A 21,898-nucleotide genomic window follows, 5' to 3' on the forward strand; every position below is an offset into this window, starting at 1 on the left:
TAAACCAAACTGGTTTGCAGTAGAGACTAAATTTAATAAATAAATTCGAATAAAACGAATGGAGTTAAATAAAAAAGCAATTATTAGTGCATGTCTTAGTGTGTTATTGCTAGGATTCGTGTTTTCTTGTAAAGCACAAAACGAAACTTCAAGTAAAAATACCCAAAGTTCAAATTCAGGAGGTCACCCAAAACTTATTATTACTAAAGCAGGGGTAGAAAAAATTCGTGCAGAATTGGGCAATATTCCAATTTTTGATGCGACCTTGAAAATGGCGCAAGAGGAAGTCGATGCAGAGATTGCATTGGGTATAGACACGCCAATTCCAAAAGATTTTTCAGGTGGTTACACACACGTGCGTCACAAACGCAACTTCTTTATGCTTGAAAAAGCAGGGTTGCTTTATCAAATATTGGATGATGAAAAATATGCGAAGTATGTGAAAGATATGTTTTTTCAGTATGCGGCGATGTATAAAGATTTGCCCGTGCATCCTCAAACGCGTTCTTATGCAAGAGGGAAATTGTTTTGGCAATGTTTAAATGATTCGAATTGGTTAGTATACGCAAGTCAGGGTTACGACTGTATATACGAATATTTATCGCCGGAAGAACGTGAAACATTAGAAACTGATCTATTTAAGCCGTTTGCCGATTATATTTCAATAGAGAATCCACAATTTTACAATCGTGTTCATAATCATAGCACCTGGGGTAATGCTGCAGTTGGTATGATTGCTTTAGTTATGGACGATGCAGAATTATTACATCGCGCCTTGTACGGTATCGAAAATGATGGATTAGATAAAAATGCAAAGGATAATGATGGTGGTTTTATCAAAGACCCAGAAGGTAGGGCTGGATTCTTAGCGAATTTAGAGGAGCCTTTTTCTCCGGATGGTTATTATACTGAAGGACCATACTACCAGAGATACGCTATGTATCCATTTTTAATTTTTTCAGAAGCTCTGAATAATGTAAAGCCTGAACTTAAAATCTTTGAACATAAAGATGGTGTGCTTTTAAAAGCAGTTGATGCTTTATTAAATCTGTCGGATGCCGATGGTGATTTCTTTCCTTTAAATGATGGTCAGAAAGGGATGTCTTATTATTCAAAAGAATTAGTGACAGCCGTTGATATTGCCTACTTGCATGGTGGTAAAAATGCTGGATTATTAAGTATTGCTGAAAAACAAAATCGTGTTTTATTAGACGATTCTGGTTTAGCCATAGCCTTAGGAATTAAAAATGGTGAAGCTAAACCTTTTGAAAAGAAGTCTGTTAATCTTAGTGATGGTCCAGATGGAAAGCAAGGTGGTGTTGCTGTTTTGCGTAATGACGATTTAGAAGTGGTGTTTAAGTATGCTGCGCAAGGTTTAAGTCATGGGCATTATGATAAGTTATCATTTTCCATGTATGAAAACGGTCAAGAAGTTATTCAAGACTACGGCTTAGCACGTTTTGTGAATATTGAACAAAAAGGTGGCGGTAATTATTTAAAAGAAAACAAAACTTGGGCTAAACAAACTATCGCTCATAATACCATAACTCAAAATGGAAAAAGTCATTTTCAAGGGAAATATGAAATAGGTTCAAAACATCATTCTGTGTTGGATTTTTATGATTTTTCTAATGATCAAATCAAAGTGGTGAGTGCGCACGAAGCAAATGCTTATCCTGGTACCATACTGCACCGTACAATGGCTGTGATTTCAGATAAGGATTTTGAAAAACCTTATGTATTAGATATTATGCGTGTAACTTCTGATAAAGCAAATCAATATGATTTTCCTTATTATTTCTTGGGGCAGGTTATGGAGACTAACTTTAAATACCAAACGCCAGAAGTCTTAAAACCACTGGGGGCTAAACATGGTTATCAGCACTTATTCGTTGAGGCTCAAGGTCAGGCTAATCAAGAGAATGTTAAATTATCTTGGTTGAATGCAGGGCGCTTTCACACCTTAACAACTGTTACAGATAATCAAGATGAGGTGTTTTTGACACGTATAGGCGCGGCCGATCCAGAATTTAATTTACGTAAGGAGCCAGCACTTATGCTTAGAAAGTCTCAAACTAAGGATGCTGTCTTTGCGTCAGTTATTGAGTCTCATGGAAGTTATAGTCCGGTTTCTGAAAACGCGGTTAACTCGCATAGTAACATCACTAAAATAGAAGTAATTCATAATGATGCAAATTATACAGCAGTTAGCATAATGGATTTACAAGGGCATAGTAAGGTGTTTATTGTGTCGAATAAAACGGCTTCAAAAGAAGCAAATCATAAATTGAAAATACATGATGATACTTTCCAGTGGACTGGGAGCTATTATTTTAAATAAGTAGATGACTAAAAAAGATGATTATGAAAACAATTGGAACAAGTAAAGAATTCCTCAAAAAAGAAGGGGTTCGAAGGAAGACAAGAGGTGAAATTATTAAAAGGATATTAATTGGAATGTGCTGATAACAGCATGCAGGTGAAGTAAATCTGGCTTGGCTGTTGTTTTGTTAAGTAAGGCTTCATCGCATTTATTTATTTTACTAGTAATCATATGCAATCAGTTGTAAAAACACATTTAAAACTTATGTAAATGTTCAAATTAACGCTATTTAAAATTAGTTTTAATTTTTAAGAGTTTGGTTGAGTATTTAATTGTCTTTTAGCTGAAGTAGTAATATTTATAGAGTTAGTATGTTAATTTTAAAAAATATTTTGCATTAAATTTTATTTAACATACCTTTGGTAAACCAATTTGGTAAACCAAACTGGTTTTTGACTATTAAAATTTAATGTTTAACGCTTTCTTAAAAAACTATTATTAGCATGATTTTATTGTAAAAAAAAGGAGAATAAATTCAAATTTTTTAAACGTTTACTTCTTTTAGGAGGGAAGTGAATTAAAATTCAAGCCGAAATCTTGGTCTTATTATAAACTTGTAAATTGGGTTTATAGCTTGTCAAGTGCAGGTAAAAAAGCAATCCTGATCGTTATGTGTCTGGGTTGTATTAACTATACTATTATAAACATAAAAAAACCAATTATGAATTTAAAAAATAAATTAGCACTATTTGTTGTGTTGCTTTTAAGCATTACAACGTTTGCGCAGAATGGAACAGTTCTGAAAGGGGCCGTAGTGGCTTCTGAGGATGGTATTCCTATTCCTGGTGTAAATGTTATTGTAGTAGGTACTTCAAGAGGTACTACTACAGATTTCGATGGTAACTACGAAATCGGAGTTGAGGAAGGTGAGGCAGTTCAGTTTTCTTATCTTGGCTATGTATCTCAAACGAAACTTTTTTCTGGAGATACTACATTAAACATTTCTTTAAGTGAAGATGTTTCGCAACTTGATGAGGTTGTCGTTATTGGTTATGGTGATCAAAAAGAAAAAGACATTACAAGTGCCTTAACTAAAGTAGATTCTAAAGACATTCAGGATTATTCTGTAGCTCGTGTTGAAGATGCACTTCAAGGTAAGGTTGCAGGTTTAAGAATTCAGGTGACTTCTAGTGAAGCTGGTGGAGACCCGAAAATTACTTTAAGGGGTCCAGGTTCTATTACAGGATCTTCTGCACCACTTATTGTTGTTGATGGTGTTGTTTTGGGTACAGATCCAGATATCTTAGGTTCTATTGATAATAATAATATTGAGTCTTTAAGTGTGTTAAAAGATGCATCTTCAGTTGCAATTTACGGTTCTCGTGGTGCAAATGGTGTTATCTTAGTAACGCTTAAGGAAGGTGTTGTTGGTCAGACAAAATTCTCTTATAACACATTTACTGGTTATAAGTTTGCTAATAATAACAACAATTTTAATACTTCAATTGCTGATGAAAGAGCAAGATTAGATGGGTTACAAGGGCAAGTAGATGCTATTGACCCAAGTAGTTCTAGGTATGCTGATATCAATAGGTATTACGATACTGCTTATGCAGAATTAGAAGCAATGGATTTTCTTGCTGGATTAGGTAAGGGAGAAACGAACTGGCAAGATGAAATTTTTAATGGCGGTATAATTAATAGCCACTCTTTAGCAGTAAGAGGAGGGACAGAGTTAACAAGTTATACGGGATCTATTGGTTACCTTGAAGATGAAGGTATTATATTGACAGATAACTTTAAGAAAATAAACGCTAGAATTAAAGTTGATAGTAAGTCTAAAAACAAAAAAATTAAGTTTGGTGCAAATATTAGTGTAAACTATAATGATCAAGTAAGAGTACCAACGAGATTTACCGATCCATTAAGACAATATGGACACTTGCCTCTTTATTTAACTGAAGCGCATATGCCTTATGTAACTAATTTCTCAAGGGAGCCAGGTGTTTCTACAGATGCTGGTAAGTTGTTTGAAAATCTTGGCGTAGGTAGTTATGGTTTTTCTAGAGCTTTCGATCACGTTTTTACTGTAGATCCTAATAATCCAAGAGCTATTCAAAGAGATCCAGCAACAGGCCTTCCTACGGTAAGTCCATTAACTTCTGGAGGTTTAACATTATCTACTACTAAAAACGTACACCCTTTAGTTCACTATATTGAAAGATCTAGGTTAAAGAAGAAGTTAAATTTAAATACTTCGGCCTATATGGATTTCAAATTAGCAAAAGGTCTTAGTTTCAGACAAACTGTTTCTGGAGTTTTTAGACATAGTAAAGATAACAATGCAGATTACCTATACGGGCAAGAAAATAGAGATCAAGAATCTTTCCGTTTAGAAGCAAGAGACGAGTTGAATCAATACGCAATAGAATCTCTTCTTAAATACAATAAAAGTTTCGGGAAACACAGTTTAAACTCTGTACTTGGTTTTGAGTATACACGTAGAGATTTTTATACTCAAGAATCTGAAGCTGTTGGTTACACTAATGACTTTAATAATAATATTGCTGTTGCCGATGGAGGAACTACTTTTACAGACAATGGTACAGATAAGTTAGTATCTTATTTTGGTAGAGTTGATTATAGTTATAACGAGAAGTACTTAATGCAGTTATCTGCTCGTACTGATGGAAGTACAAGATTTGGAACGAATACAAGGTTTGGGTTTTTTCCAGCAGCTTCTGTGGGATGGATCATGTCGAAGGAAAGTTTCTTAGAAAATAGTGATTTTGTTAGTTTCTTGAAGTTAAGAGCTAGTTATGGTATCTCGGGTTCTAATGAAATTGATAATAATATCTTCAATTCATTATATAGATTCGAAGAATCATTTAGTACTGTAAGTTATCAAGGCTTAACAGGTGTTAAAGCTATTACCCTGGCAAATCAAGATTTAGGTTGGGAGCAGTTAGTAGAATTTAACCCTGGTATTGATGCGACTTTTGGTAGAAGTATTTTAACTTTAGGTTTAGATTATTATACTAGAAGTAGTAAAGATTTAATTCTTTTTGCTCCAGTATCTGGAGTTTATGGAGCTGATAACTGGTTGCAGAACATCGGAGAAGTTAAAAATGAAGGTGTTGAGGTTGAAATTAGTTCTAGAATTTATACTAATGAAAACATGAGTTGGAAAGCTTCTGGGCAATTTGCTTTAAATAGAAATGAAGTTATTAGTTTAGGTAATAATGATCAAATTCTTTCAAGAATCGATCAGGATACTAGACCAACTGAATTTATCGCTCGAGTAGGTCAGCCAATTACATCTTTCTACGGTTGGGTATACGAAAAAGAAATGCCTTTAGAGTATGTTGACAATCCTTTTAATAGATTCAATAATGATTTTGCTCACGTTTATGTAAAAGATTTAAATGGTGATGGTATTATTGATGGTGAAGATAGAACTGAATTAGGAAATCCTTACCCTGATTTTACTTGGGGTTTCAATTCTGATTTTACGTATAAAAACCTTGATTTCTCTTTCCAATGGCAAGGATCTCATGGTGCTGAAGTTAGAGTTGCCGATCTAGATCAATTATATTATGCTAGTGAGTCTGCTGTAAATTCAGTTAACGATTTTGTTGATAGAGATTTATTAGTACACAGAAGATATACTGATGATCATATTCAAGATGCTTCTTATATCACTATGAGAAATATTACTTTAGGTTATACAATTCCAGAATCATTTACTTCTAAATATAGCATTGATAGACTTAGGCTATATGTAACAGGTGAAAACTTACTTTTCTTTACAGCTGCTGAGTATGAAGGATTTAATCCTGAGGCTGCTGGTCAAACTTCAGATAATGCAAATACACCATTAACAGCAGGTTACCAAAGAGGAGATGGACCAGTAGTAAGAACAATTTCAGCAGGTCTTAACTTTCAATTTTAATAAATTATGAAAAAGATATATAAAAATATTATAGTTTGTTTTTCTGTCGCAGCATTGTTCTCAAGTTGTGCTGAAGAATTAGACCTTAGTAACCCTACAGCGCTTTCAATTGAAGAGTTACTAAAAACGGACAATGGATTCGAGTTGTTGTCGAATGGGGTTCTTGATGCTTATCAAAAGGTACCAGCAAATGAGTTTCTACTAACAGAATTGAGATCTGATAACGTTAGAGCGAATTCTGAGAATGGTAACTACCCAGATTTCCACGCATATAACATCGATCCTAATAACGGTGATGTAGCTACATATTACTCTAATAATATGTCCACAATAAAGCATGCTAATACGGTTATTGATAATCGTTTTCTAGCTCCAGAAAATCAGCAATATGCGGTTGGTGAGGCTTATTTTATGAGAGCTTTGTGTCATTTTAATTTAGTAAGAGCCTATCAAAATGTACCTTTTATAGATAAGGTATTAGATATTACTAAGGATGAAGCTAAAGATTATCCACAATTACCAGAAGCCGAAGTTTATGCTAAAATTATAGAAGATTTTAAAACTTCTATAGCTTATTTAGATGGTGTCGAATTAAACAGATACCGCCCATCTGCTGGAGCTGCAATTTGTTTAGCTGCAAAGGCTTATTTAAGTCAGCCTAATCCAGATTTTAAAGAAGCAGAACTTTTATTAGCATCAGTTGTAGAAAATAATGACGCTTATGGTTTTGATTTATTATATACTGAACGTGGTAATTCTTCTATGTTTGAACACTATGAGAACTTAATTAAAGATTTCGGACACGTATTTGGTAATGAAATTTCTGGTGATTTTACTGGAGGTATTCCTGATGGATCTTGGTCTAATAACGATGGTTATGAAATTAATGAGGAAGTCATCTTTTCTATTGCTTACGATTTATTTAGTAGTGATAACTATGTAACTAGTGATAGTGGTTTAAATGATCAAGTGCAAACAGACTCAGAATCTCATAGTTTTGCTATGACTTTACAAGGACCATCAAATGGTGTTAATATTGCGTCGCTTGATTTCTTGGATTACATGACGCCAACGTTACAACCGATAAGGTTTTACGCTAGTATTGATGCTATTTCTTACAACCCTTCAGTGCCTACTAACGATACGTTTAATGCAAAATTCCCAACACCAGGTGAGATTGGAGACAATGACTGGATAGTTTTAAGATATGCAGATGTGTTATTAATGTATGCTGAGGCAATTTTGGCTGGTGGAGATAGTACTACAGATCAGAGAGCTGTAGATGCTTTTAATCAAGTACGACTTAGAGCTGGTCTAAACGATCAGGCTAACGTTACTAAAGCCTTGTTGTTACAGGAACGTAGATTAGAATTTGTTTATGAAAATCAACGTTTATACGATTTAATAAGGTTTGGTGAAGCAGATAGAGTATTACAAAAGTTTTCTGATGATAACAGTTTGTTTTATACTAATGAAAAGAAATACCTTCCTTTTCCGCAGAGAGAATTAGATAACCTACCAGGTTTCTATAAACAAAATAATGGATACTAAAACTTATAAAACTATGAAAAACTATTTGTTTAATTTAAAGTATGTGGCAGTTGGCGCATTAGTGTCCTTAGCTTCATGTGTTAACGATGACTTACCAGAGGTAGGTGATTTACCAGATTTTACTGGACCAACCCCATTTTATAGTACTACTGATGTTTCTAGTTCAGAATTTGACTGTGATGATAATGAAATTACAGCTAATTATGATTTTAACTTTAAAGCGGGATCGAACTTGGCTGTTAACGGTACCATGTATGAGTGGACTATTACACCAGATACTGAAATTGATTTAATTAATAAAGATTTGCCTATTCTTGAACAATCGATAGCTAATGCAGATGCTGCAGTTGTGGGTATTCAATCTGAAATAGATAAAATAGAGTTCAAAATTCCTTGTGAAACTGATCCAGCTAAAGTAGCGGTTATGCAAGCTACAGTGGCCGATCTTAAGGTGGATTTAGCTGCTGCTGAAGCTGCGCGTACGCCAGAAACAATTGCAACTATTGATGATCTGAACGCTCAGATCGCCGCATTGCCAGCGGGAAGTTTGAACGATCAAGAAGTTATTTTTGCGTTTCCAAGTCCTGGTGATTATGATGTTGCTTTAAAGGTAACTGATAATCTTGGTAAGTTTGATACTACAGAAAAATCTTTTACAGTGCTTCAAGCAATTCCAACAATTCCTGTACCTGAAATTGGGGAAGCTGGTTTTGAAGATGGCGATTTATTTGATGGTTCTGGAGATGGTAGAGATTCTTGGAGGTCTCCAAGTAGTAGTAAATGGGGAAGTGTTTTCCAAATTAATAATACTTCTGTAGAAGGACGTTTGCCTGAAGGTTTTCAAGCCGCTAAATTTCCAGCTGATGGTTCTCGTGTAGGATACCAAGAAATTGAAGTGACGCCTGGAGCAACTTATGTGTTAACTTACTTTAGTACAGTAGACCCTGGTGCTAATTTTGGCGATATTACAGTGTCTGTTATTAATCCGGCTGCTGCAGATCTCGCACAGGCTCAATTACCAGCTAATATCATTGCATCAAAAACGTCTGATAATACAGCAACGGTTCAAGATGTTTTCACTAATAATGCTATTACATTTGAGGCTGGAACTTTGGATAAAGTAATAATTTTACTTACAAATTCTGGTGCTGAAGGTAGATTAGATGCATTTCAGATATCAGTTAAACAATAAAAAAAATAAATATTATGATTTATAAATTAATTAAAAAACAACCAAAGAGTTCTTTCGCATTACTTTTTATGTTTTTGGGACTTATGTCTTGTTATGATGATGGTCACGAGCCATTTGAGCCGCCTACAGGTAATATAAATGGTATTCAGCCTAATACTCAATTTACTACGAGTTTAGATGCTAGTAACAATTTATCTGTGATTTTTAGAAGTTATGCTACCGATGCCGTTTCTTATTTATGGGATTTCGGAGATGGAAATACATCAACTGATGCAAATCCAAATTATACTTACGCAGATGGTGGATTGTATGATGTTAAATTAACCACGATTAGTTCAGATGGTTTAACAGCGGTTGATTCAACACAAGTAGGACCTGTATCTGTTGGTTTTGACTTTTCGGTTGTTGATTCTGAAGTTACTTTTAACAATATGACTTCTGGTGCCATGGAATTAACTTGGGATTATGGAGATGGTAATTCTGTTTCTTGGGATTCAGCAACAGGTACAGAACAAGATCCTGAATTTAGCCCAGTGCATATTTATGCGAGTACTGGACCTTTTCAAGCAACTTTAACAGTAACTAACTTTGTTGGTGATGATATTTCTGTTACTAAAAACATTGATAATTTAGTGTTATCTACAGTTCCTGATTTTACTTTTAATGTAAATAAGTTAACTGTTGATTTTACTGACGCTTCACTTCTTGCAGTGTCTCACTTATGGGATTTTGGAGATGGTAACACATCTACTGCTTTAAATCCATCACATACCTATGCTGTTGATGGTTCGTACGATGTTACTTTAACAACTACAAATGCTTCTGGTGTTTCTAAAAGTAAAACGCAAATTGTACCTGTAGGTGGTATTCAAGCCACTGTTGCTGCTGTTATTGAAAACGGTGATATTGATGGTTTAACTGGACATAAAGATGATAATAATGATGCATGGGAGGTTGATCCACCAAATACATTAAAAGATGGTTCTGCGAGTCCTTATACTTGGGCAAATGCAGGTCTGAAAGCTTTAGGTAAAAAAGCTGCTGGTATTACTACTTCTAGTAACGGAGGTTTATATGCTTTAAAATTTAGTGACGATGAACGTAGAGCTTATCAACCATTTGCCGTAGAAGTTGGTGTTGAATACACAATTTCTATGTGGGTAAGAACAGAAACTCCTGATGATTTTACTATTTACATGCTAAACAACGAAGTTCAAGATGAAAGTGATTTAGCAGGTAATAGTGATGAGGTATTCGTTGTTTCAGGAAATGCGAATACGTATACTGAATATACTTTTACATTTATTCCTACAACGACTACAGCGGTGTTTTATGCTGTGCCTTTTAGTGGTGTAGACGGTTCGTCTGAAGTGTATTTAGATGATATTAAAATTGAAACTCCTGGATTTTAGTAATTAAACTAATCCAGACAATTAATTAAAGTTAATATGAAAAATTTTCGAAAAGAAATTTTAGGATTATTGCTTATAGTTTTTATTTCTGTAAGTGCTACTTGCCAAGATAAGGCAAGTAGCACTACAGATAGTAAGGCTAAGACTGAGAAAAAGTCTAAAAAGAAAAAGAAAAGAAGAGGAAAGGTGAGATTACCAGATATTGACTTAAGTCATTGGAAGGTTACCTTACCAGTACAAAATGAAAAAGGGAAACCTTATGAAATTGATCCTCCAGAAATTTTGGATTTTGCAAATATTGAAGTAGCTAAGCCATATATGTATATTGATTCTACAGATGGTTCTATAGTATTTCATGCCATGCCAACAAAATCAACAACCAAAAACACCAAGTACACAAGGTCTGAGCTTAGAGAACAAATGGTTTCTGGTAAAAACAATGTAAACTGGACGTTTAAGGACGGTGGAAACATGAAAGGTACTATTGCCATGGATGAAGTATCAAAAGATTCTAATGGTAAATATCATAAAGTTATTATTATGCAAATTCATGGGCGTTTATCTAATGAACAACGTGACTTAATAGGAGAAGATGATAATAACGCACCACCAATGCTTAAGATATATTGGCAAAATGGTAAAGTTAGAGTTAAAACTAAAGTGCTGAAAAACATAGCCGCTTCAAATGAAGAAATTCTTCATGAAGATGCTTGGGGTGATGACGATGGTTTTAATTTCGAACAAGAAGTTGGTTTTAGAAAATTTACATTAGAGGTTAAGATCTCTGAAGGTAAAATGGTTATTGTTTTAAATGGTAACCAGTATAAGGTTTATGAAGGCATACACATGCAACGTTGGGGCGTGTTTGAAAATTATTTTAAAGCTGGAAACTATTTTCAGTCGAGAGATGATGGTGCCTATGCTAAGGTTAAATTTTACGACCTAGAAGTGAGTCATTAAGCCCTTTTATGTTAAATATTTAAGATTTGTTTGAGTTATTGTTTAGTGTTAATTTTGCCTGGATTTTACTATGACGTAATAATGAAGTGAGATTCAAAAACACAGCCTTTTAAATTGTAATAAGTTAAAGGCATTAATAAGTTAACCAGGTTATATAAAGCCCCATATTAAAATGAAATTAGACATCTTTACTGTCAATGACAACAACAACAATGCACAAAAGGCTATTATTAGTCAAATTAAAGAATTAATAAATTATAAAAATTTAGAACCTGGTGATAAGTTACCATCTGAAAGAATGCTATCAGAAAAGTTTGGTGTGACTAGAAGTAATATTCGTGACACCATACAAAAACTGGAGTTCTATGGTTTACTAAAATCGATTCCACAAAGTGGAACATTCGTGGCAAATATTGGGGTAGTTGCTATGAACGGGATGATAGATGATATTTTAAGATTAGAATCACCAGATTTTAAATCATTAGTAGAAACCAGAATATTATTAGAGTTAAAAACAGTGAGCCTAGCCTCGTTGAGAAGAACCGATAAAGATCTAAAGAATATTGAAGATGCTCTTAATGCTTACGAAGTAAAAGCAAGAGATGGTGAAGATGCCGTTCAAGAGGATTTACTCTTTCATTTAGCTATTGCTAAAGCTAGTGGGAATGCTACGATGAATATGTTTATGCTAACTATTATACCACAAATTATTATGGATTTTGAGAAATATCATGTATGTGATAAAGACCAATCTGTATTGGGTATCCAGGAGCACCGCGATATTTATGAGGCAATCAAAAATCAAAATTCGGCTGATGCAAGAGAAAAGATGAAGGAACATTTTAACTTTTTATACCAATATTGTTATAGTGCTGAAAATGCTGAATAAAGTAGTTGTTATTCAATTACTAAGCAGATTATTTAAGTAATGGATACATCGATATTAGTTTGTGTTCATTTAAAATTTTATTAAAGTCGTACAAATAGACATTTGTATATCATATTCCTAACTTTAGTAAGTTGTTAGCGGGAATTAATATTTATAAACAAATAAAATTATGAAAGTAAAAGGTTTACGTTGGTTCATTATTGGACTTATTTTTTTAGCAACGGTTATCAATTACATTGATAGAAGTGCTTTAGCAATTATGTGGGGTAGTAGTGATCAACCCGATTCTATCTCTGGGTCATTAGGGCTAGATAAAAACGACTATGGATTGATATTAAATATCTTCATGGTGTTTTATGCTCTTGGTCAATTATTTTCAGGTAAATTATTTGATAAAGTAGGTACAAGAATCGGTTATGTAATTAGTATTGGTATTTGGGGATTATCTTCATTTTGTCATTCCCTTGTTAATGGTTTAGCAGGGTTAACATTTTTTAGAAGTACACTTGGTATTTCAGAGGCTGGTAACTGGCCAGGAGGTGTTAAAAGTAATGCTGAATGGTTTCCAATTAAAGAGCGTGCCTTTGCTCAAGGTTTGTTCAACGCGGGTGCCTCAATTGGTTCTGTAATTGCACCTCCTTTTATCGCAACGTTGTTTGTTGCCTTTGGTTGGAGAACCACTTTTATGGTTATAGGTTCTTTCGGTATTTTATGGATTATACCTTGGTTGATAATTAATAAATCGGGTCCTAAAACGCACCCTTGGATTTCAAAAGAAGAACAAAAATATATTTTAGAAGGTCAGAGTAAAGCCGATCAAGAAGCTACGGCAGATACTAAAGGTTTAAGTCTAAAAGAAATTTTATCTCACAAAGAATCTTGGGCAATTGTGGTTGGTCGTTTTTTCCTAGAGCCAATTTGGTGGTTATTTGTAGGTTGGATGCCGCTTTACTTAGCTGACGTTTATGGTTTTGACGTAAAAGAAGTTGGTATGTTTGCATGGGTACCTTATGTTGGTGCTGCTTTGGGTAGTATTGCCGGTGGTTATGTTTCAGGTCAAATAATTTCAAAAACGCATTCTATTGATAAAGGAAGAAAACTTACAATTCTTATTGGTGGTATCATCATGTTCTTAGGTTTAGTAGCTACCGTTATGTTTGGTGATTCTCCAGAGCGTTTCGTAGCCATTGTTTTCTTTGTATTATTTGGTTTCCAATTTGCTATTGGTAATGTACAAACCTTACCTAGTGACTTATTTAGTGGTAAATCTGTAGGATCATTAGCTGGATTAGCTGGTATGGTTGGTGTTTTCTCTGTAATACTTATGAACTTTTTAGTTCCTATAGTACAAGAGAAATTCTCTTATACTCCAATCTTTATTGCGATTGCTGTTTTCGTACCTCTAGGTATTGGAGCCATCTATTATTTCGCAAGAACCATAAAATCAGTAGAAGAATAATAAAAACTAATTAAAATTTTAAATATAGTAAAAATGGGAAATGTAAACGATAAAGTAGCAGTAATCACTGGAGCTACTGGAGGAATAGGTTTTGAAGTAGCAAAACGTCTTGGTAAGGATGGTTATACTGTTGTTTTAAACGGAATTGAAGATGAAGTTGGAGCAAAAAGAGTGGAAGAACTTACTGCAGAAGGTATCACTGCCGAGTACTGGGGTTTTGATGTTACTAACGATGAAGCTGTAACCTCAAACATCACTAAAATTGGTGAAAAATTTGGGAAAATTGATGTTCTTGTAAATAATGCAGGTGGTTTAGGTGGAAGATCTAGATTTGAAGAAATGACAACTGAATTTTACAGATTTGTTATGGCTTTAAACCTTGATTCTACATTTTTTGCTTCAAGAGCGGCTATACCTTTCTTGAAAAAATCTGAAAATGCATCAATCATCAACTATACGTCTATCGCAGGATGGAATGCTGGTGGACCTGGAGCTGGGGTATATGGTACTTCTAAGGCAGGAGTTCAAGCGATTACAAGAGCTTTAGCTAAAGATTTAGCAGAGTATGGAATTAGAGTAAATGCTGTATCTCCTGGTACAATTGATACGCCTTTCCACGCTCAAATTAAATCTACTAAGCCAGAAGTATTTGCGTCATGGAAAAACAACATTTTATTAGGTGAACTAGGTAAACCAGAAGAAGTTGCTTCTGTGGTTTCTTTCTTAGCTAGTAAAGATGCGTCTTTCTTAACAGCTGAAACTATTCAGGTTACAGGTGGTCAAGGATTAGGAATCTAATTCTTTTAAATTTATATAGAAAAGGCTACCTGAAAAGGTGGCCTTTTTTTGTGTTCGATCTTTAAAATTGAATATTCATATTTGTGCAATACTGTGCTTTGCTTTTATGTTTTCTAAAATAAGTTAAACCTTTATATTTTAGTATTAAAGCGTATTTGCTGAAAAAATAAATGTTTAGTGACAAAAACTTATTTTGTACATTGCATAGGTTATATAATTCCAGAATAATTTATGGTGACATTAAAGCAATTGGCTAAAGAGCTAAATGTATCGATATCTACGGTTTCAAAAGCGTTAAATAATAGTACTGAAATAGGAGGAGAGACTGTAAAACGTGTCAAAGAGCTAGCTGAATTATATAACTACAAACCCAACAAAGTTGCTTTAAGTTTAAAACAGAATAAAACCAAAACTATTGGAGTAATAATTCCGAATATTCTGAATCATTTTTTAGCGAAAGTATTGTTCGGTATTGAAAGGGAGGCCACCAAGAATGGGTACAATATAATTACCTGCATTTCTAACGAATCTTTAGATAAAGAAAAAGAAAGTTTACAGCTACTTGCCAATGGAAGTGTAGATGGCTTCATATTATCTATGGCTGAGGAAACACAAATTAAAAGCGAAATAGAGCATTTTAAGAGAACAATTGCTCAAGGTGTTCCTATTGTTATGTTCGATAGGGTGGCTCACGATGTAAAGTGTGATAAGGTGATTGTTGATGATTTTGAATCTACTTACAATGCAACGAAAACTTTATTGGCTGAAAACCGTAAGGCTATTGGTTTTATAAGTAATATAAACGATTTAAGTGTTGGGAAATTACGAGAGCGTGGTTATAATAAAGCCGTTCTAGAAGCTGGATTGGAGCCTATTGTACTAAAAATAAAGAAAAAAGACGATCAGCATAAAAAGATAAAAAGTTTCTTTAAAGGTAACAAGCAACTGGATGGTATTGTTGCTGCTGATAGTGCATCGGGAATTATTGGGCTTAACATGGCAGTAAATTTTGGACTTAAAGTGCCGAAAGATATTTCAGTAATTGGCTTTGCAAGTAAGTCAGATTCTTATCATACACTACCTCGTTTAACTACTATTCGTCAGCATGCTAAAATTATTGGATCTAAGGCTGCAGAGTTACTAATTAATAGACTGCAGGAAACACCTCAGTCGGAAAATTACCACACTAAAATAGTGAAAACCAGCTTAGTAAGAAACAAATCAACCTTGTGATTTGTTAAAGTTTAGTGCATTTCAGCGATAAAAATCGGTCTTTCTGTTAGAGGTATTCTTTGTTTAAATATTTGTATATATCTTAGGCTACTGAATGATTATCGAATTGCTACCGTATTCCCTAAAAATTTTTCATTCATGACTTTTTCTAGTCATAATCTCTCATTTTTCCATATGTAGTCGTTGCATTTTTTTGCAATTGGCATTATTATTTATTCAATATAAACTGAGTTTTTCTTTGGAAAGCTTGGTAAAAAATTATGTTTTAAATTTACAAAATAATTATATAACCCTAAAAATCAGAACAAATGAAAATTCTAAAAATCACATTATTAGTAGCCTTATTTATTGCCTTATTCACCTCATGTACCGAGCAAGATTTACATGAAGATGATTTGTTGATTGAAGATACGACAACAATTTTATATACCGATGGAAATGGAGTTGAACGTTAATCACGAAAAAAATTACCTTATGAAAATTTTTAAAATCACTTTATTAATAGCCTTATTTATCACCTTATTCTCTTCATGTACCGAGCAAGATTTACAAGAAGATGATTTATTGATTGAAGATACGACAACAGTTTTATTTACTGATGGAAATGGAGTTGAACGTTAATCACCAAAAAAACAACCTTATGAAAATTTTTAAAATCACCTTATTAGTAGCATTATTTATCGCCTTATTCACCTCATGTACAGAGCAAGATTTACATGAAGATGATTTATTGACAGACGAGACTACCACAGTTTTATTTACAGATGGAAATGGAGTTGAACGTTAATTTACTGAAATAAAACATATGAAAATTCTAAAATTTATTTTAATAATAGTAGTATTTATCGCCTTGTTTACATCATGTGGCAAGCAAAACTTACATGAAGAGGATGTATTAATTGCTACCTCGGCAACAGTTTTATATGTAGAAGGAAACATAGTAGAGCGTTAGGTTAATTTGAGAAAAGCATATAAAAATTCTAAAAAGCACTATATTACCAACAATTTTATAGCCTTGTTTATCTCATGTGGTAATCAAGTTGCTTATGCGGCGATTTATTAACTTATAATAAAATGGCGGTGTATTGTGTGTTTATAAGCAACGAGTATTATTATGTTTGGGGAAGGTTTTTATGTGTGATATAAACTCGCTATGTCATGTTTTTTGAAAAATATTAAATACATTTGGGCAGTTTACCCTGAATATTTGTGAGAATAATTAGTTTCTTCTTATTGTTAATGTTTTTATACGTGAGTACGACGTACGCACAAACATATAATGAAGAGAAATTTGATAGTATTCTCTATTATTTAAAATTAGCAGATAATAATAAAGTAGCCTTTAAGAAAAGAGAACAAATGTGTTTAAGGGCTAAAACTTTAGCTGCCGAGATTCATAGTTATTCGCTTCAGCAAAAAAGTAATCTGAAATTAATAGGCCTTTACAAGGCATTTGATAAAAATAAGTTGTATGTAAAGTTCACGCACGAAAATCTGAAGCTAGCTGAAGAGTTTAAGGATAGTATTACGGTAGCCCATATGAATAAAAATTTAGGCTATTATTATTACGATAAAGTACATGATAGTGCACATTATTACAACAATAAAGCTGAAAAATTATTTAGGAAGTTAAACGATCATTTTAATACTGCTGCTGTATTATTAGATGTTGCTTCACTTCAAAGGGAGGGGAAGGATTACACAGGAAGTGAACTTACTTTGATTGAGGGGCTTAAGCTCTTAAATAAGATAGAATATCCCTCGAAAGAAGTGATTCGTAAGAAGGCTTATTTCTATAATAGTTTAGGCATCGTTTTTAATGTGCTTGAGCAATATGATAAATCTATAGAATATCAAAATAAGTCTATTGCTCTGAAATTAAAGTTAAAAGGAGATAATAAGTCTTCAATAGAATTATCAAAAAATAATTTAGGTAATGCTTTAAAAGAAGCTGGAAAATACGAGTTAGCGATTGAAACTTTTAAGGAGATTCTCGAGGATAATACTTTAGCTGAGCAACAGCCTGATTTCTATGTTATGGTGCTAGATAATTATGCACATGCCTTATATTTGTCCTCAAAGAAGAGCGCTCTTCCTGGCTTATATCACAAAGCCTTAAGTGTGAGCAAGACCTTAGGGAAGGATAATTATAAATCTATAGTTGTTCTTAAGCATTTAGCTGAATACTATCATGATCTTGGGTTAAAAGACTCTGCTAAGTACTATGCTTATGAAGCAAAACGAATTGCGGAAAAATTTCATAACGATGATCTTTTAAAATCCTTATTATTGCTTTCAGAAATAGAAGAAGGTGAGATAGCTGCAAAGTATTTAAGGGATTATGTGAAATTAAATGATAGTTTACAGAAAAGTGAGCGCGCCATTAGGAATAAATTTGCTCGAATTAAGTATGAAACTAATGAGATAGAGGAGGAAAATGTCAAAATTGCTAAGGAGCGCATGTGGTTGTTAATAATTTCAATCGTCATTATTGTAGCTTCTTTTTTACTCTATATTATTTTTACACAGCGCAATAAAAACAAAGAGTTAGAGTTTATTCAAAAGCAACAAGAAACAAACGAAGAAATTTATAATTTGATGCTTTCTCAAAATGAAGTGATTGAGGATGCTCGAGCTTTAGAAAAGAAACGAATTTCAGAAGAGCTCCATGATGGTGTTTTAGGGAGACTGTTTGGTGCCCGCTTGAGTTTAGATAGTCTGAATATGAATAATAGCGACATAGCTATTAAAACTAGAGGGCAATACATCTCTGAGTTAAAAGTAATTGAAGAAGATATTAGAAAAGTGTCTCACGAATTAAATGCAGATTTCGTATCGGGTTCAGGTTTTAGAGAAATCATAAAAAATCTAATTGAAACCCAGACAGCTACTTATGAATTAAGTTATAAGTTGGATTGGGAAAGTGCTATAGATTGGGATGAGGTGTCTAATAAAATAAAAATTCACTTTTACAGAATTATTCAGGAAGCACTTCACAATATATACAAGCATGCTAAAGCAACAGAAGTTCGAGTTAGTTTTAAGTTTGAAAGTGAAACCATTCGTTTAAGTATTATTGATAATGGATCAGGTTTCGATGTTAATAGAGCAAAATCGGGAATAGGTTTAAAAAACATGAAGTCTCGAATTAAAGAAATAAATGGAACGATAGCCATAACTTCGCAAAAAGAAGAAGGAACTACCGTAAAAATAGATGTCCCCACGTCTTAACCTAAAATTATGATTGAAAATATTAAAATACTAATGATTGATGATCATCCCATGATTATCGAGGGGTATCAAAACACCCTGCTTTTTACAAAGCGAGACAATCAAGAATTAGATATTGAAATTGCAAATAACTGTGATGAGGCTCTAGTAGCAATGAATAAGGCGATAAAGAATAACACCCCTTACGATGTGTTGTTTGTAGATATTAGTTTACCAGCTTCTACCGATGGTACCATGAGCTCTGGTGAAGATTTAGCCGAATATGCCAGGAAAATTTTGCCAAATTCAAAAATAATTATTTTAACGATGTTTAATGAGGCGTTTAGAATTCATAACATCCTTAAAACTATAAATCCAGAAGGTCTTATCATTAAAAGTGATTTAACTTCAAGTGAACTCGCTAGTGCTTTTCAAAAAGTGTTAGATGGCGACACCATCTATAGCGCTACTGTTAAACAATTAATTAGAAGAACAACTAGTAGTGATATTGTTATAGACGATAAAAATAGAAAAATACTGCATTTGCTGTCTCAAGGGGTTAAAACTAAAAATTTAGCATCGCACTTAGATATTTCATTAAGCGCCATTGAGAAGCGAAAAAAACAATTGCGAGATCTTTTTGAAGTAGAAGATGGGCAAGATGAAACCTTACTAAATCAAGCTAGAAAAAAAGGCTTTGTTTAATTTATAATAGAAAAATTCAACTTTTTTAGAATAATTTTTAATAAAATAAATTATTTTAAAAACCTAAATAACTGGTTATAAGTTGTTTACATTGAGATTCATTTGTTGCTGTGGGTTTTCCGCAGTTTGAAAAGGATAAGGTTATTTATCTTTGATGTATCAACAATTCAAAAATTAATTAATCCCTCAATTTTTTAGTTGATAATAGCAATTTACATGACCCTGTGGAGGTGAGAGACCCACAGGGTTCTTCTTTTTATAAAGTTTCGTATTTATTCCCGTTTCGATTTTCCCAAAACTTAAATTAGATTACCATTGTTAGTTGTTCCTATATCATACTTATCTATTTTTATAACTAAAAAATTAGTTTAAACTAATTTTTTAGTTATATTTGCTTATGTAAAACATTGTTTATAAGTGAAATGTAAATTATTATGAAGCAACTTACGAAAGCTGAAGAGGATATCATGCAAATTTTATGGCGTTTGAAAAATGCGAATGTAAAAATGTTAATTGAAGAATTTCCTGATCCAAAACCTGCTTACAATACCGTATCTACAATCATTAGGATATTGGAAGGTAAGGGTTTTGTTGGGTATGAAAAAGAAGGGCGCGGTCATATTTATTTCCCAATTGTGAATAAAAGTGAATATAGTAATCAATCTTTAAATAAGCTTGTAGACAATTATTTTCAAGGTTCTTTTAAAAGTATGGTGTCCTTTTTTATGAAGAAAAATGACATGAGTATAGAAGAGCTTGAATCTGTTTTAAATGAGGTTAACAAAAAGGATTAAATATGGCACATTATATCATTCAATTGGTCGGATTTCAGTTTCTCTTTTTAATCATTTATGATGTATTCTTGAAGAATGAGACCTTTTTTAGCTGTAATCGTATTTACTTGCTATCTACGGCGCTATTATCCATGATGCTTCCGTTTATAAAGGTTCACAGTTTTAAAGCCCTTATTTCAGATGAATATGTGATTGCTCTTCCAGAAGTTGTATTGGGGCAAGGTTTAGCAGAAGTGCAAGGGGCAAATGCCTTTGAGTTTACTCTTTTTAATGCCACATGGTCCTATTTACATGGTGTATTTTTATTAGGTGTTTTTGTTGCCACCATAATTTTTCTCATTAAAATCGCTAAAATTTTTATTCTTATAAATAGAAATCCCAATAAACGCAAAGCCCCAGTTGTTTTTGTTAAACTTGGGAACAGTAATGTGGCTTATTCATTTTTCAATTTCATATTTCTAGGGACGCTCTTAAATCCAGAAGATGAAGCTGCCGTTATAAGGCATGAATTGGTACACGTAAAACAATGGCATAGTTTAGACTTATTGTTTTTTGAATTACTTCGTATTGTTTTTTGGTTCAGTCCAATGGTGTACATGTATCAAAAGAGAGTAATGACGTTACATGAGTTTTTAGCCGATTCGGGAGCCGTTAGAAATCACGATAAATCAAAATATTATCAGAATTTGTTGTCGCAAATTTTTGAAACCAAAAATATTTCATTCATCAATCCATTTTTTAAACAATCATTAATCAAAAAACGAATCGTTATGTTACAAAAATCGAAGTCAAAGCAAGTTAATTTATTAAAATTTACATTATTAATTCCAGTAGTTTTAGGCATGCTATTTTACACGTCCTGTCAAGAAGAACCAGATGCTAAAGTTGAAGTTCATTCAAACCAAGATTCTAAGTCGGCTGTTGAAATGAGTGAAACACAGGAGTTATTTCTAAAGGAAAAAGAAAAATTTAAAAATGCTACCGATGTGCCTTTTAGTTTAGTAGATCAAGTGCCTGTTTTTCCTGGCTGCGAAGATGCACCAATAGAAGAACAAAGAGATTGTATATCAAAAACAATTTCAATGTTTGTTAATAATAATTTTAATACGGAGGTGGCAAACAGTCTTAATTTGAAAGGCAGGCAGCGTGTTAATGTCATGTTTAAATTAAACACAGATGGTCAAGTTGTTGAAGTGGCCTCTAGGGCATCACATCCAAAACTAGAAGCAGAGGCTATTCGTGTTATTGAAGCACTTCCAGTTTTTAAGCCAGGAATGAATAAGGGGAAACCGGTTAATGTCCTTTATTCCTTGCCTATTATTTTTAAGCCTCAAAGCTAAAAACATTGATGTTTTATTTTGTTATTTTATTGAATACTACAAAAACCGAGGCTTAAGCCTTGGTTTTTACTTTTTTAAGG

At 33.2% G+C, this 21,898-nt stretch carries 17 protein-coding genes; all 17 read left to right on the plus strand.

Going from position 1 to position 21,898, the window contains the following annotated elements; genetic code table 11:
• Window positions 1–58 precede the first annotated feature (58 nt).
• Window positions 59–2,341 (plus strand): alginate lyase family protein, encoded by a 2,283-nt coding sequence (locus tag KO493_RS04470; protein ID WP_216066739.1) that lies wholly within the window; start codon window positions 59–61, stop codon window positions 2,339–2,341.
• Between the two features lie 703 nt (window positions 2,342–3,044).
• The gene (locus KO493_RS04475) at window positions 3,045–6,275 is read left to right on the plus strand and encodes a SusC/RagA family TonB-linked outer membrane protein (protein WP_216066740.1); all 3,231 of its coding nucleotides are present in this window, start codon (window positions 3,045–3,047) and stop codon (window positions 6,273–6,275) included.
• 6 nt (window positions 6,276–6,281) lie between these two features.
• Window positions 6,282–7,826, plus strand: coding sequence for a RagB/SusD family nutrient uptake outer membrane protein (locus tag KO493_RS04480; protein WP_216066741.1), 1,545 nt, complete (start codon window positions 6,282–6,284; stop codon window positions 7,824–7,826).
• A gap of 13 nt (window positions 7,827–7,839) precedes the next feature.
• Window positions 7,840–9,018, plus strand: coding sequence for a hypothetical protein (locus tag KO493_RS04485; protein ID WP_252723154.1), 1,179 nt, complete (start codon window positions 7,840–7,842; stop codon window positions 9,016–9,018).
• Window positions 9,019–9,032: 14 nt separating this feature from the next.
• Window positions 9,033–10,430: a PKD domain-containing protein gene (locus KO493_RS16000; protein WP_216066743.1), complete on the plus strand. Its 1,398-nt coding sequence runs from the start codon at window positions 9,033–9,035 to the stop codon at window positions 10,428–10,430.
• A 36-nt stretch (window positions 10,431–10,466) separates the two neighbouring features.
• Window positions 10,467–11,390 carry a polysaccharide lyase family 7 protein gene (locus KO493_RS04495; RefSeq protein WP_216066744.1) on the plus strand — a complete coding sequence of 308 codons (924 nt, stop codon included), beginning with the start codon at window positions 10,467–10,469 and terminating at the stop codon, window positions 11,388–11,390.
• A gap of 172 nt (window positions 11,391–11,562) precedes the next feature.
• On the plus strand, window positions 11,563–12,279 hold the full coding sequence (locus tag KO493_RS04500; protein WP_216066745.1) for a FadR/GntR family transcriptional regulator: 717 nt from the start codon (window positions 11,563–11,565) through the stop codon (window positions 12,277–12,279).
• Window positions 12,280–12,448: 169 nt separating this feature from the next.
• Window positions 12,449–13,738, plus strand: a complete 1,290-nt coding sequence (locus tag KO493_RS04505) for an MFS transporter (protein ID WP_216066746.1) — start codon at window positions 12,449–12,451, stop codon at window positions 13,736–13,738.
• A gap of 33 nt (window positions 13,739–13,771) precedes the next feature.
• On the plus strand, window positions 13,772–14,536 hold the full coding sequence (locus tag KO493_RS04510) for an SDR family NAD(P)-dependent oxidoreductase (protein ID WP_216066747.1): 765 nt from the start codon (window positions 13,772–13,774) through the stop codon (window positions 14,534–14,536).
• Window positions 14,537–14,767: 231 nt separating this feature from the next.
• Complete coding sequence (locus KO493_RS04515) at window positions 14,768–15,769, plus strand: LacI family DNA-binding transcriptional regulator (protein WP_216066748.1); 1,002 nt, start codon at window positions 14,768–14,770, stop codon at window positions 15,767–15,769.
• A 308-nt stretch (window positions 15,770–16,077) separates the two neighbouring features.
• Window positions 16,078–16,224 carry a hypothetical protein gene (locus tag KO493_RS04520; RefSeq protein ID WP_216066749.1) on the plus strand — a complete coding sequence of 49 codons (147 nt, stop codon included), beginning with the start codon at window positions 16,078–16,080 and terminating at the stop codon, window positions 16,222–16,224.
• Window positions 16,208–16,390, plus strand: a complete 183-nt coding sequence (locus KO493_RS04525) for a hypothetical protein (RefSeq protein ID WP_216066750.1) — start codon at window positions 16,208–16,210, stop codon at window positions 16,388–16,390. Before KO493_RS04520 ends, KO493_RS04525 begins: the two co-directional genes overlap by 17 nt.
• Before the next feature lie 19 nt (window positions 16,391–16,409).
• On the plus strand, window positions 16,410–16,556 hold the full coding sequence (locus tag KO493_RS04530; RefSeq protein WP_216066751.1) for a hypothetical protein: 147 nt from the start codon (window positions 16,410–16,412) through the stop codon (window positions 16,554–16,556).
• 464 nt (window positions 16,557–17,020) lie between these two features.
• The gene (locus KO493_RS04535; RefSeq protein WP_216066752.1) at window positions 17,021–19,000 is read left to right on the plus strand and encodes a tetratricopeptide repeat-containing sensor histidine kinase; all 1,980 of its coding nucleotides are present in this window, start codon (window positions 17,021–17,023) and stop codon (window positions 18,998–19,000) included.
• Between the two features lie 9 nt (window positions 19,001–19,009).
• Window positions 19,010–19,684: a response regulator gene (locus KO493_RS04540; protein WP_216066753.1), complete on the plus strand. Its 675-nt coding sequence runs from the start codon at window positions 19,010–19,012 to the stop codon at window positions 19,682–19,684.
• 434 nt (window positions 19,685–20,118) lie between these two features.
• Window positions 20,119–20,478: a BlaI/MecI/CopY family transcriptional regulator gene (locus tag KO493_RS04545; protein WP_216066754.1), complete on the plus strand. Its 360-nt coding sequence runs from the start codon at window positions 20,119–20,121 to the stop codon at window positions 20,476–20,478.
• Window positions 20,479–20,480: 2 nt separating this feature from the next.
• On the plus strand, window positions 20,481–21,818 hold the full coding sequence (locus KO493_RS04550) for a M56 family metallopeptidase (protein ID WP_216066755.1): 1,338 nt from the start codon (window positions 20,481–20,483) through the stop codon (window positions 21,816–21,818).
• Window positions 21,819–21,898 lie beyond the last annotated feature (80 nt).

It is taken from the genome of Pseudotamlana agarivorans (assembly GCF_018860245.1).
Lineage (GTDB): Bacteria > Bacteroidota > Bacteroidia > Flavobacteriales > Flavobacteriaceae > Pseudotamlana > Pseudotamlana agarivorans_A.

Excerpts from the sequence above, each read along its gene's own strand:
- KO493_RS04530 (WP_216066751.1), top strand. The coding sequence starts at position 16,410 with ATGAAAATTTTTAAAATCACCTTATTAGTAGCATTATTTATCGCCTTA.
- KO493_RS04510 (WP_216066747.1), top strand. The coding sequence starts at position 13,772 with ATGGGAAATGTAAACGATAAAGTAGCAGTAATCACTGGAGCTACTGGA.
- KO493_RS16000 (WP_216066743.1), top strand. The coding sequence starts at position 9,033 with ATGATTTATAAATTAATTAAAAAACAACCAAAGAGTTCTTTCGCATTA.
- KO493_RS04500 (WP_216066745.1), top strand. The coding sequence starts at position 11,563 with ATGAAATTAGACATCTTTACTGTCAATGACAACAACAACAATGCACAA.
- KO493_RS04485 (WP_252723154.1), top strand. The coding sequence starts at position 7,840 with ATGAAAAACTATTTGTTTAATTTAAAGTATGTGGCAGTTGGCGCATTA.
- KO493_RS04550 (WP_216066755.1), top strand. The coding sequence starts at position 20,481 with ATGGCACATTATATCATTCAATTGGTCGGATTTCAGTTTCTCTTTTTA.
- KO493_RS04525 (WP_216066750.1), top strand. The coding sequence starts at position 16,208 with ATGGAGTTGAACGTTAATCACGAAAAAAATTACCTTATGAAAATTTTT.
- KO493_RS04545 (WP_216066754.1), top strand. The coding sequence starts at position 20,119 with ATGAAGCAACTTACGAAAGCTGAAGAGGATATCATGCAAATTTTATGG.
- KO493_RS04515 (WP_216066748.1), top strand. The coding sequence starts at position 14,768 with ATGGTGACATTAAAGCAATTGGCTAAAGAGCTAAATGTATCGATATCT.
- KO493_RS04540 (WP_216066753.1), top strand. The coding sequence starts at position 19,010 with ATGATTGAAAATATTAAAATACTAATGATTGATGATCATCCCATGATT.
- KO493_RS04480 (WP_216066741.1), top strand. The coding sequence starts at position 6,282 with ATGAAAAAGATATATAAAAATATTATAGTTTGTTTTTCTGTCGCAGCA.
- KO493_RS04475 (WP_216066740.1), top strand. The coding sequence starts at position 3,045 with ATGAATTTAAAAAATAAATTAGCACTATTTGTTGTGTTGCTTTTAAGC.
- KO493_RS04520 (WP_216066749.1), top strand. The coding sequence starts at position 16,078 with ATGAAAATTCTAAAAATCACATTATTAGTAGCCTTATTTATTGCCTTA.
- KO493_RS04470 (WP_216066739.1), top strand. The coding sequence starts at position 59 with ATGGAGTTAAATAAAAAAGCAATTATTAGTGCATGTCTTAGTGTGTTA.
- KO493_RS04505 (WP_216066746.1), top strand. The coding sequence starts at position 12,449 with ATGAAAGTAAAAGGTTTACGTTGGTTCATTATTGGACTTATTTTTTTA.
- KO493_RS04495 (WP_216066744.1), top strand. The coding sequence starts at position 10,467 with ATGAAAAATTTTCGAAAAGAAATTTTAGGATTATTGCTTATAGTTTTT.